11 protein-coding genes are annotated in these 11,073 nt (G+C 70.0%); 1 reads left to right on the top strand and 10 read right to left on the bottom strand.

The features are described from left to right. Window positions 1–63 precede the first annotated feature (63 nt). From GA0115259_RS17610 to GA0115259_RS17580, 7 genes are all read right to left on the bottom strand, one after another. Window positions 64–909, bottom strand: a complete 846-nt coding sequence (locus tag GA0115259_RS17610; protein WP_093597701.1) for an SCO4651 family lipoprotein — start codon at window positions 907–909, stop codon at window positions 64–66. A gap of 147 nt (window positions 910–1,056) precedes the next feature. Beyond that, window positions 1,057–1,635: a hypothetical protein gene (locus tag GA0115259_RS17605; RefSeq protein WP_093597698.1), complete on the bottom strand. Its 579-nt coding sequence runs from the start codon at window positions 1,633–1,635 to the stop codon at window positions 1,057–1,059. Beyond that, a complete protein-coding gene (locus GA0115259_RS17600) occupies window positions 1,632–2,798 on the bottom strand; it encodes an ROK family glucokinase (protein WP_093597695.1) in 1,167 nt (388 codons plus the stop codon). The genes GA0115259_RS17605 and GA0115259_RS17600 overlap by 4 nt, the downstream gene beginning before the upstream one ends. A gap of 266 nt (window positions 2,799–3,064) precedes the next feature. Beyond that, a complete protein-coding gene (locus tag GA0115259_RS17595) occupies window positions 3,065–3,904 on the bottom strand; it encodes an ATP-binding cassette domain-containing protein (RefSeq protein WP_093597714.1) in 840 nt (279 codons plus the stop codon). Window positions 3,905–3,936: 32 nt separating this feature from the next. Continuing rightward, the gene (locus tag GA0115259_RS17590; protein WP_237540127.1) at window positions 3,937–5,013 is read right to left on the bottom strand and encodes an ABC transporter permease; all 1,077 of its coding nucleotides are present in this window, start codon (window positions 5,011–5,013) and stop codon (window positions 3,937–3,939) included. Further along, on the bottom strand, window positions 5,010–6,026 hold the full coding sequence (locus tag GA0115259_RS17585) for a sugar ABC transporter substrate-binding protein (RefSeq protein ID WP_093597692.1): 1,017 nt from the start codon (window positions 6,024–6,026) through the stop codon (window positions 5,010–5,012). The genes GA0115259_RS17590 and GA0115259_RS17585 overlap by 4 nt, the downstream gene beginning before the upstream one ends. A gap of 212 nt (window positions 6,027–6,238) precedes the next feature. After that, entirely contained in the window at window positions 6,239–7,042 is an 804-nt protein-coding gene (locus GA0115259_RS17580; protein WP_370748051.1) for a GntR family transcriptional regulator, read from the bottom strand. A 101-nt stretch (window positions 7,043–7,143) separates the two neighbouring features. On the opposite strand from GA0115259_RS17580, the gene GA0115259_RS17575 reads away from it, so the two are divergent. Next, a complete protein-coding gene (locus tag GA0115259_RS17575) occupies window positions 7,144–8,148 on the top strand; it encodes a Gfo/Idh/MocA family protein (RefSeq protein WP_093597686.1) in 1,005 nt (334 codons plus the stop codon). A gap of 31 nt (window positions 8,149–8,179) precedes the next feature. Here GA0115259_RS17575 and GA0115259_RS17570 read toward each other — a convergent pair whose 3' ends face one another. The 3 genes from GA0115259_RS17570 to GA0115259_RS17560 form a co-directional block, all read right to left on the bottom strand. Next, a complete protein-coding gene (locus tag GA0115259_RS17570) occupies window positions 8,180–9,373 on the bottom strand; it encodes a cytochrome P450 family protein (protein ID WP_093597682.1) in 1,194 nt (397 codons plus the stop codon). 4 nt (window positions 9,374–9,377) lie between these two features. After that, a complete protein-coding gene (locus tag GA0115259_RS17565; protein ID WP_093597704.1) occupies window positions 9,378–10,067 on the bottom strand; it encodes a response regulator transcription factor in 690 nt (229 codons plus the stop codon). After that, window positions 10,064–11,073, bottom strand: a 1,010-nt coding sequence (locus tag GA0115259_RS17560) for a sensor histidine kinase (RefSeq protein WP_107469206.1), incomplete at its 5' end; no start/stop codon positions are given. The genes GA0115259_RS17565 and GA0115259_RS17560, both read right to left, overlap by 4 nt.

The following is an 11,073-nucleotide window of genomic DNA, read 5'->3' as shown; positions in this document are numbered from 1 at the left end:
GCCGGTTTGCACCGGTGGCCCGGCCGTTCCAACGGCCGGGCCACCTTGGTGCGCGTCAATGTCTCACTGGCCCAGCGACTGCTCGCGCTGCTTCTTGACCTGGTCGGTGAGGTTGCCCGTGTCGGAGGCCGGCGGGGCCGTGATCGGCTTGATGGCACCGAACTTCAGGAAGTCCATGGTGACCGTCATGCCGCCGCCGCTCTGCTTCACGCGTACGGGCAGGTCCTTTCCGTCGACCCAGACGTCGAAGGTCATCTTCCCGCCGCTCGCCTTCAGGGAGTTGATGGCGGCCTTCTTCTCCTGGGCGGTGAGGTCGGACGCGTTGACCTGCTGTGCGCCGACGCTACCCCGGTAGTGGATGGCCTTCTTGCCGCGGACCGTCTCCTCGCCGAAGTTCTTCACGTCCTTCGCAGCGCCGATGTAGCGCAGGCCCGCCGTCGGGTCGGCGTTGTCCGCGATGTTGTCCGCGCCCGACTCCCCCATGACGGCGGAGACGTCGATCCGCATCCAGTGCTTGCCCTTGAGCGGGCCACTGGGCTGCGGATCCACCTCGTAGTAGTACGCCCCGTCGACCATCTTCATCGTCAGCGTGGGATCGTCCTGGAGAGACTGCATCTGCGCGTTCGCGGTGTCCATCTCGACATCGAGCGCGGCGCCGTCGCCCCAGGAGTAGGTGCCGTCCATGGATATTGGCTTGCCGCCGGCCGCGGCGATCACCGTCGTCGTCTCGACCTCGGCCGAACCGAGCTTCGACGCCTTGTCCGACGCACGGGTCAGCGCCACCATGATCGCGTCGGCGTGGCCGACGGCATCGGCGGTCTTCCTCACGGCTTCCGCGCCGCACGCGGTAGTCGCGGCCAGCACGGCAAAGGTGATCCCCGCCCACGCTCCGGTCCGGATGTACGTCATATGTCCCGCCCCTGATGTGTGATTCCTGCGTCCTTTGCAAGGAAGCGGACTCTAGCCGGACCGAGACCGCGGACCAATCCGGAGGCACATATCGGGCTTTCGAGGCCAGGCCGTTGGACAGGCGCTGTCAATCGCGGCGCGTGGGGATCACGGCGTGGTGGTGGAGACGACGAAGACGCGTGGGAAGCCCGGCTCGGTGAGGTCGACCACCACGTCCTGGCTGGGGCGCGGGGCCTGCTGGCGGTGGCTGGTGCCTGCCCAGTCATGGCCGGGGAGGTCGAAGTTCCAGCCGACGGTGCGCAGATCGCGTGGGCCGATCGGGATGTGGCCGTCCTGGAGCGCGGACCTGCTGGTTCCCATGTCGGCCAGGAACGTGTCGAGCTGCGTGGAGTCTACGTCGAACTGCACGTACAGCCGGCTGGTCTTCCAGTTGCTCGTCTCGAAGTACCGCACCCGGGTGGCTCCGGTGGGGATCGGCACCTCGAAGATCCGGCGCTTCATCTTGGAGGGCCGGAGGTGCTGGAGTCCGGTGGCGGAGGACTCGGCCTCCTTGTCCCGGCCGCTCTCCCGGCTCTGTCCGGCGGAGATCACCAGATAGCCGGCCGGGATACCGATGAGCAGCACGATGACGACGGCCGTCAGCCAGCGGCGCCGGTTGCGGTGACGCCGGTCCTCCGGCGGCTTTCCGGTCTCCTCCGTGGCCGGCAACGGTCGGGACAGCGTCATGACTGCGGTTCCTGGCTCGTGCTCGTACGGGCGGTGCGGAGGGCCTGGGCGTAGCGCTCGTACCGCTCATGGCGCTCGACGCGGCGGCGTTTGGCGCGGCGGAAGCGCCTGGCCACCAGCCGGGAGAGATCGGCGGCGCCGACCATGCCCGCCTCCGGGCCGAGCTGTGCCTTGGCGATCGTGGCCTCGGGACGGTAGCCGCGGCCGGTGAGATGGCGGCGGAAGGCGTCACGGGCCGGGCCGATCAGCAGATCGTCGGCGGCGCTGACGCCTCCGCCGATGACAAAGCAGGACGGATCGAGGGCGGCGGCGAGATTGGCGATGCCGATGCCGAGCCACTGGCCGATGTCCTGGAACAGCTCGACGCACATGGCGTCGCCCTCACGCGCGAGTTCGGTGATCAGCGGGCCCGTGATGTCCTGCACATTGCCCTTGACGCGGTCGATGATGTTGTACGCGACGGGCGAGTCGGCGGCGGCCAGCTCCCTGGCTTCCCGTACGAGCGCGTTGCCCGAGCTGTACTGCTCCCAGCAGCCGCGGTTGCCGCACGGGCAGCGGTGGCCGCCGGGCACGACCTGCATATGGCCGAACTCACCGGCGACTCCGTACTTGCCGCGCTTGACCCGGCCGTCCTCCAGGATGGCGCCGCCGATGCCCGTACCGAGCGTGATCATGACGAGATGGTCCTCGCCGCGTCCGGCGCCGAAGCGCCACTCCGCCCAGGCTGCGGTGTTGGCGTCGTTGTCGACCATCACCGGGACGGCGAGCCGTGCGGAGAGCGCGTCCCTGAGCGGTTCGTCGCGCCAGGCGAGATGCGGCGCGAAGAGCACCTTGGAGCGGTCCGCGTCGACCCAGCCGGCCGCGCCGATGCCGACGGCGTGCACATCGTGGCGGTCGGAGAGATCGAGGACCAGCTCCACGATGGTGTCCTCGACCACCCGTGGGCTCTTGGACTTGTCCGGAGTCTCGGTACGGAGCTTCTCCAGGATGTTGCCGTCGGGATCGACGACGCCGGCCATCACCTTCGTACCGCCGATGTCGATACCGACGGTCGGGACCCGGGGCGCGGTGAGCAGCGAGCGGCGCTCACGGGTGCCCGCGGTCCGCAGGACCGTGGCGCGTGCGGCGCCGCGGTGGGACGCGAAGTCACGGTAGGTGCTCATCGGCCGGACTCCCTCGTACGCGTCGGCTCAAGCCTGGCGCGGCGGATGAGCCGGAGTCGGCCGGGCCGTGGTTCGGGCCCGGGCCATGGTTCGGGTGCTCGCACGGGTCGTGTCGTCCCTGGGATCGGGGGCCGGCCGGCCCGGGTGGGCAGCGGCGGCGGATGGTGTCCGCCCTGGCAGATTGTGCCATCCGGGGCGGGCGAGGGCAGGTGAGGTGGCCGCGCGGCCCGTCGGCGTCAAGAGCGGCCCGGCAGCCTCAGGAGGCGTCAAGAGGTGTCGCCCGCGGCGCGCTCCAGTTCGGTGACGCCCTCGGCGCGCTCCAGTTCATGGCTCAGCTCCGCCAGCTCCGAGCCGCCCGCCATCTCACGCGTCAGCTCGTCCAGAGTGGTCGAGTCCTTGGTATGGCTTCCCGACATGATTCCGCGCTTGAGCATGGTGAACCGGTCGCCGACCAGAAAGGCATGGTGCGGATTGTGCGTGATGAGGACCACGCCGAGTCCCGCGTCCCGTGCGGCGGCCACATATTTGAGCACCACACCCGACTGCTTCACTCCAAGAGCCGCGGTCGGCTCGTCCAGCACCAGGACCTTCGCGCCGAAGTGGACGGCACGGGCGATGGCCACACACTGGCGCTCACCGCCGGACAGCGTGCCGATCGGCTGGTCGACGTCGCGCAGATCGATGCCCATCCGCAACAGCGCGGCCCGGGTCGTCTCCCTCATCAGCGCGACATCGAGCCGTCTGAAGGGACCGCGTCCTCTGGTCGGCTCGGATCCCAGGAAGAAGTTCCGCCAGACCGGCATCAGCGGCACGACGGCGAGGTCCTGGTGGACCGTGGCGATACCTCGGTCCAGGGCCTCGCGCGGCGAGGCGAGCACGGTCTTCTCGCCGTCGATCAGGAAGTCGCCCGCGTCATGCCGGTGCAGCCCGGCGATGATCTTGATCAGAGTGGACTTGCCGGCGCCGTTGTCGCCCAGGACGCAGCTGATCCCGCCCGCGTGCACCTCCAGCGAGACGCCTTCCAGGGCCCGGATATTGCCGTAGTACTTACTGACGTTGTCCAGCTCGATCAGTGCGCCGCCCGCCGCCGCGCCGTCCACCGCCATCGTCGCGTTCTCCGCCGTCGCGTTCTCCGCCGTCATCGTGTCGCCTCCGCACGCTTGCGCACCCACGCGTTGAGCAGGGTCGCGAGAAGGAGCATCGCTCCGAGGAAGAACTTGAACCAGTCCGGGTTCCACTCCGCGTAGACGATGCCCTTGCTGGTCATGCCGAAGATGAACGCGCCGACCGCGGAGCCGATCGCCGAGCCGTAGCCGCCGGTGATCAGACAGCCGCCGATGACGGCCGCGATGATGTAGATCAGCTCGTTGCCGACGCCCTCGCCGGACTGGACGACATCGAACGAGAACAGCAGATGCTGCCCGGAGACCCAGGCGCAGAAGGCCACGCCCATGTACAGCCCGATCCTGGTCCTGGCGACCGGTACGCCGACCGCGCGGGCGGCCTCGGCGTTGCCGCCGACCGCGAAGACCCAGTTGCCGAAGCGGGTCCGCAGCAGGATCCAGGTCGCCAGCAGCACCAGCACCGCCCACCACAGGATGGTCACCTTCAGCTCGACATCGCCGAGAGTGAGCTGGGAGGCGAAGAGCTTCCTGGCGGAGGGAAAGCCCTCCATGTTCGCGATGGTCTTGGTGGAGACCGTGCCGCTGATCAGCTTCGTCAGCCCGAGATTGAGTCCGGTGAGCATCAGGAAGGTGCCCAGCGTGATGATGAAGCTCGGCAGTTTCGTACGGGTCAGCATCACGCCGTTGAAGGCCCCGAGGGCCAGCGTGACCAGCAGCGACACACCGACGCCGACCCAGACGTTCGCCGTCATCTGATAGCTGAACATCGAGGAGACCAGCGCGGAGCTGGTGACCATCACGCCGGCGGAGAGATCGAACTCGCCGCCGATCATCAGCAGCGCCACCGGAACGGCCATGATCCCGATCGTGGACGCCGCGTACAGGACGGTGCCGAAGCTCGACGCCCGGAGGAACGAGTCCGCGAAGACCGAGAAGAAGAGGAAGACGGCGATCGCGCCGACGACCGCGCCCAGCTCGGGCCGGCCGAGCAGCGTACGCAGCGGTGAGACACGGAGCAGCCGCTCGTCGCCGGCGCTGGTCCCGCCCGACCCGCCCGGCCGGCCGTCCACCGGTGGCGCGGTCACGCTCATCGGGTGCCCCGCTCCGTGTACTTCGCCAGCGCTCCCGCGTCCTTCTCCGTGACGATCTGCGGTCCGGTGAGGACCGGGCGTCCACCGCCGAGCACATCGGCGTTGTAGCGGTAGAGCCAGAGCAGATCCACGGCCTCGTATCCCTGGAGATACGGCTGCTGGTCGACGGCGAAGCCGAGCGTCCCGGCCGTGAGTCCGGCGGCGACCTTGGGATTCAGATCGAAGGTGTCGATCTCCGCCTCGCTGTTCGCCGTCTCCTTCGCCTTGACGGCGGCGTCCGCGAAGGGAGCACCCAGGGTGACGACGGCGTCGATGCTCCGGTCCGCCTGGAGCTTGGCCTCGATGGACGCCTGGACGTCCGGCATGTTCGTACCCTCGACATAGAGGTTCTGGAGCTGACCGCCGAAGGTCTTCTTCGCTCCCGCGCACCGCTGCTCATGGCCGACGTTGCCCTGTTCGTGGATGACACAGAGCGCCTTCTTCTTGCCGCGCTTGTCCAGCTCCTCGCCGACGGCCTCGCCGGCTATGGACTCGTCCTGGCCGATATGGCTGAGCGCGCCGAACTGCTTCGACTGCTCGGCTCCGGAGTTCACGGTGATCACCGGGATACCGGCCTTGACGGCCTTGGCGACGACGTCCTTCATCGCGTCGGGCTTGGCGAGGGTGACGACGAGCCCGTCGACCTTCTTGTCGATGTAGGACTGGACGAGCTGGGCCTGCTGCTGGCCCTCGTCGCTGTGCGCGTAGAGGAAGTCGATGTTGTCCTTGACGGCCGCCTGCTCGGCGCCGCGCTGGACGATGTCCCAGAAGGTGTCGCCGTCGCCGGAGTGGGTGACCATGGCGACGGTCCACTTCGGTGTGTCCACCGCGGCCCGTCCCTGCGCCGCGGCCCGCTGGGCCCGCTCCTCCGCGCGCTTGCCGCCCGTGCTGCTGCATCCGGCGAGGGCCGAGACCCCGAGCACCGCCGCCACCACCGCGCTCAGCGCGCGTATCCCTGTCCGAACCGTTGCCACGACGCCGTGCCCTTCTCAGTGAAGTCCTCGGTACGGCCGGGATGCGTACGGAGCCGGCCCGGCCGCCCAAGTATCGGTCATGTCCGTTCGCCGGGTGGTCATCGGGTGGCCCACCGGATGTTCCCGAGTTCTAGCCGGGCCCGCGTACGGGCGTCAATGCTTTGTCCGTACATTCTTACGAAGAGACGGGAGCGACGGGAGCGAAGAGGGCCCTACGGGCGTACGAGGAGCTGGAACTCGAAGGCGTACCGCGACGCCCGGTAGATGTGCGAGCCGAACTCCACGGCCCGCCCGGTGTCGTCGAACGTGGTCCGTTCCATCGTGAGCAGCGGCGCGCCCGCGGGCTCGGCCAGCAGCCCGCCCTCCTCGCCGGTGGCGGCCCGCGCGCCGACCGACTGCCGGGCGCTGTGCAGGGTGATCCCGGCCGAGCGCATCATCCGGTAGAGCCCGGTGGCCTCCAGCCGCTCGGTGTCGCAGTCGATGAGCCCGGACGGCAGATGGTTGCGCAGACACGCCATCGGCTCGTCGTGCGCGTACCGCAGCCGCTCGATGAGCTGTACGTCCGTGCCCTCGGCGACGCCGAGCGCGGCGGCGACCTCCGCGGTGGCCGGCTCGACCGTGTTGCGCAGTACGCGCGTGGCCGGGCGCTGGCCCGCCGCCTCCAGATCGTCGTACAGGCTGCTCAGCTCCAGCGGGCGCTTGACCTGGCTGTGCACGACCTGCGTGCCGACGCCGCGGCGGCGCACCAGCAGGCCCTTGTCGACCAGGGACTGGATGGCCTGGCGGACGGTGGGACGGGAGAGCCCGAGCCGGCCCGCGAGCTCGATCTCATTGCCCAGGAGGCTGCCCGGGGCCAGTCTGCCGCGCTCGATCGCCGCCTCCAGCTGCTGCGAGAGCTGGTAGTAGAGCGGCACGGGACTGGTGCGGTCGACACCGAGCTGGAGCGGCAGGGCGTGCTCCGCCTCCGGTCCGGGCGTCTCCTGTCCGGCTTGGGCTGATCTCGGCTGATGGGGCACGGGCCGAGCGTAGTCGCACTGTTTGTTGACGGGAAGTCGCGAAGTCAGATTGTCAGGACAAATGCTTGACATGGTGAGGGCATACAGCCACCTTGGGGGCCATGCGCATCGGACTCATCGGCACGGGCCGTATCGGCACCTTTCACGCGGACGTACTCAGCCGCCATCGCGAGGTCGGCTCCCTGGTTGTCGCGGACATCGATTCGACACGGGTGGCGGAGGTCGCCGACCGTACGGGATCGACCGCCGCCCCATCCGTCGACGAAGTGTTCACCTGGGGCGTGGACGCCGTGGTGATCGCGTCGGCCACCTCGTCCCACGCCGATCTGATCAGCCGCGCGGCCCGCGCCGGACTGCCCGCCTTCTGCGAGAAGCCGATCGCCCTCGATCTGGCCGGCACGCTCGGTGCGCTGCGCGAGGTGGAGTCGGCGGGCACGGTGCTCCAGCTCGGCTTCATGCGCCGCTTCGACGCGGGATACGCCTCGGCGCGCGAGCTCGTACGGTCGGGCCGGCTCGGCCGGCTGCACACCGTACGGGCGATCACCTCCGATCCGGCGCCGCCGCCCGCCGCGTATCTGCCGCTCTCGGGCGGGCTGTACCGCGACTGTCTCGTGCATGACTTCGACATCCTGCGCTGGGTCACCGGACGCGAGGTGGTGGAGGTCTACGCGACCGGCTCGGACGCCGGGCCGGGGATGTTCCGGGAGGCGGGCGACATCGACACCGCGGCGGCGGTGCTCACCCTGGACGACGGGACGCTCGCGACCGCCACGGCCACCCGGTGCAACGGCGCGGGCTACGACGTACGGATGGAACTGGCCGGTGAGCTCGACCAGTTCGCGGTCGGTCTCGACGACCGTACGCCGATCACCTCGACCGAGCCCAAGGGCCCGCCGCCCTGCGACAATCCGTGGCCGGGCTTTCTGGAGCGGTTCGCTCCGGCGTACGAGGCGGAGCTGGACGCCTTCCTCCAGGTCGTCAACGGCGAGCTGGACAATCCGTGCGACGGCAGGGAGGCGCTGCACGCGCTGCGCATCGCGGAGGCGTGCGAGCTGTCCCGGCGCGAGCACCGGCCGGTCGCGCTGACGGAGATTCCCGCCGGCTGACACCGCGAACTGCCGGTGCGCCACGGCGCTGCTACCAGCGCACCGGCAGTTCGCGCACACCGCGGATCAGCATGCCGGGCAGCCATTCGTACGGGCCCGCCTCCGGGTCGAGCGCCAGCCCGGGGCAGCGCTCCAGCAGCGCCCGGACTGCGATCCGGCCCTCCAGCCGGGCCAGCGGTGCGCCGATGCAGAAATGGATGCCGTGTCCGAAGGCGAGATGCGCCGGGCCACGGCCGGGCGTCGCCGAGCGGTGTATGTCGAAGGTGTCGGGATCCGCGAAGCGGGCGGGATCGCGGTCCGCCGAGGCGAGCGCGACCAGCACCGCCTGCCGGGCCGGGATCTCCGTGCCGCCGTAGGAGACCGGCTCCCTGCTGAACCGTATGGTGCTGGTCTCCACCGGTCCCTCGAACCGCAGCGTCTCCTCGATCGCGCCGTCGAGCAGGGAGAAGTCGGCGCGCAGCGCGGCCAGTTGGCCGGGATGGGTGAGCAGGGAGCGGACCGCGTTGGCGATCAGATTGACGGTCGTCTCATGTCCGGCGATGAGCAGCACATAGGCCCAGGCGCGCAGTTCGGCCGCGGACAGCCGGTCGCCGTCCTCCGCGCGCGTGCGCAGCAGCGTGGAGAGGAGATCGTCGGCGGGCGCGGCGGCGCGCTTGTCCTCGATGAGTTCGTCGAGATACGCGCACAGGGCGATGGTGTAGTCGCGCTGGCCGGTGGGCGTGGTGGGCGCGACGATCTCGTTGGTCCAGGCGCGGAAGGTGTCCCGGTCCGCGTGCGGCACGCCGAGCAGCTCAGAGATGACGATGATGGGCAGCGGAAAAGCCAGCGCGTCCACAAGGTCGCCGTGGCCGGCCGGGACCATGGCGTCGAGCAGTTCGTCGGTGATCCGCTGGACGCGCGGGCGCAGCGCCTCCACCCGGCGCGGGGTGAACTCGGGAGCGACGAGCTTGCGCAGCCGGGTGTGGTCCGGCGGATCGAGAGTCAGTACGTGCGGGCCCATGATCGCCTCGTCGCCCGGCTCGTATCCCATGATGGCGGGCGCCTTGGACAGCCGGGAGTCGGCGAGGGCCGCGCGGCCCTCCTCGTATCCGACGACCAGCCAGAAGCGATTGCCGTCCGGGGCCATCACCTCGTGAACGGGCCCTGCCTCGCGCAGTTTCGCGTAGTACGGATAGGGGTTGACATTGAAGTCCGGGCCGTATTCAGCCAGTTCGATGACCGCCATCGGGTCAGCCTACGGCGCCGCTCCCGGAGCCACCATCCCCGACGGCCGGATTGGCGTCATGCACCAACAGGGCGATCTGGACACGGTTGTTGAGGCCGAGTTTGGCCAGGATGCGGGAGACATGGGCCTTGACGGTGGGCACGCTCATATAGAGCCCGGCGGCGATCTCCGCGTTGGACCGGCCCTGACCGACGGCGAGCGCGACCTCCCTCTCCCGCTCCGCGAGAGCGGCGAGCCGCTCCGCCGCCAAGTCCCTGCGGCCACCGTGGGCCACTCCCGCCACATGGCTCATCAACTGACGTGTAACGGCCGGTGAGAGCACCGGATCTCCGGCGGCCACGCGCCGTACGGCGGTGACGATGTCGGCGGGCGGAGTGTCCTTGAGGACAAAGCCGGCGGCTCCCGCGCGCAGCGCCCGCAGCACCTGCTCATCGGCGTGGAAGGTGGTCAGGACGAGGACCTCGGGCGCGTGCGGGCGGCGGCGCAGCGCCTCGGTGGCGGCCAGACCGTCCATGACGGGCATCCGGATGTCCATCAGCACCACATCGGGCGAGGTCCGTTCGACCAGGTCCGGCACCTCGGTGCCGTCGGAGGCCTCCCCCACGATCTCGATGCCGTCGGCGCCGCCGAGCATAAAGGTCAGTCCGGCGCGGACCAGCGGGTCGTCGTCGACGATGATCAGCCTGATGGTCATGGCGTCCACGGTAGCCAGGCCCGGACGGCGAATCCGCCGTCGCGGGTGGCTCCGTGCTCGAACCGGCCGCCCGCCAGCGCGGTGCGCTCGGTCAGCCCGATCAGCCCTTGTCCGGATCCGGGCACCTTCGGGACCTCGCCCTGAGGCGCGGTGTTGCGTATCTCGACGGTGAGCCCTTCTCCGGCGCCGCCGCTCAGCTCGACGGTGGCCTCGGTGCCCGGCGCGTGTTTGCGGGCATTGGTCAGGCTCTCCTGGGCGATACGGAAGGCGGTACGGCCGACGGCCGCGGGCACGGCCGACGGATCCTCGACACGGCTGTCGAGAGTGACCTTCATCCCGGCCTCACGGGACTCGGCGACCAAGCCGTCCAGAGTGGCCAGAGTCGGCTGCGGCCGGTTGTCCTCGTCGCCGGGCGCCCGCAGCACTCCGATGATCGCGCGGAGATCCTGGAGGGCTTCGTGCGCGCTGTCCCTGATCACACCGGCGGCCCTGGCGACCTCGGGCGGCGGTGCGTCGGGCCGGAATTCAAGGGCGCCCGCGTGGACGCTGAGCAGCGTCAGCCGGTGGGCGAGCACATCGTGCATCTCCCGGGCGATGGCCTCGCGGGCCAGCCGCTGGGCCTGCTCGGCGCGGAGTCCGGCCTCGGCCTCGGCGCGTACGGCCCGCTCGCGCAGGGCGACGTAGAGCTGGCGCCGGGACCGTACGAGCATGCCCCAGCCGGTCACGAGCAGAACGAGTACCGCGGTCGCGGTCAGGGAGGCTGCCATGGAGGTGCCGGGATCGGGACGGAGGACGGACTGGGCGCTTCCGCCCATGAGGATCAGCCCGGCGACGATCAGTACGGGCCGCAGCGGCCGGTGTATGGCCACGCCGAAGAGGGCCGCCAGCGCGGCGCCGCCCGCGACGGGTGCGAGCGTGCTGAGCACGCCGAGCGCGACGGCCAGCCCGACCGGCCAGCGTCGCCGTAGCCACAGGGCGCAGCAGGCGGCCATACCCGACAGCAGAT

It is taken from the genome of Streptomyces sp. MnatMP-M17 (assembly GCF_900091995.1).
GTDB lineage: Bacteria > Actinomycetota > Actinomycetes > Streptomycetales > Streptomycetaceae > Streptomyces.
This window is presented reverse-complemented; position numbering and strand designations above follow the sequence as displayed.

What these genes read in the sequence shown, in the direction of transcription:
- GA0115259_RS17610 (WP_093597701.1), bottom strand. Translation starts at nt 909, where the DNA reads ATGACGTACATCCGGACCGGAGCGTGGGCGGGGATCACCTTTGCCGTG.
- GA0115259_RS17605 (WP_093597698.1), bottom strand. Translation starts at nt 1,635, where the DNA reads ATGACGCTGTCCCGACCGTTGCCGGCCACGGAGGAGACCGGAAAGCCG.
- GA0115259_RS17600 (WP_093597695.1), bottom strand. Translation starts at nt 2,798, where the DNA reads ATGAGCACCTACCGTGACTTCGCGTCCCACCGCGGCGCCGCACGCGCC.
- GA0115259_RS17595 (WP_093597714.1), bottom strand. Translation starts at nt 3,904, where the DNA reads ATGGCGGTGGACGGCGCGGCGGCGGGCGGCGCACTGATCGAGCTGGAC.
- GA0115259_RS17590 (WP_237540127.1), bottom strand. Translation starts at nt 5,013, where the DNA reads ATGAGCGTGACCGCGCCACCGGTGGACGGCCGGCCGGGCGGGTCGGGC.
- GA0115259_RS17575 (WP_093597686.1), top strand. Translation starts at nt 7,144, where the DNA reads ATGCGCATCGGACTCATCGGCACGGGCCGTATCGGCACCTTTCACGCG.
- GA0115259_RS17570 (WP_093597682.1), bottom strand. Translation starts at nt 9,373, where the DNA reads ATGGCGGTCATCGAACTGGCTGAATACGGCCCGGACTTCAATGTCAAC.
- GA0115259_RS17565 (WP_093597704.1), bottom strand. Translation starts at nt 10,067, where the DNA reads ATGACCATCAGGCTGATCATCGTCGACGACGACCCGCTGGTCCGCGCC.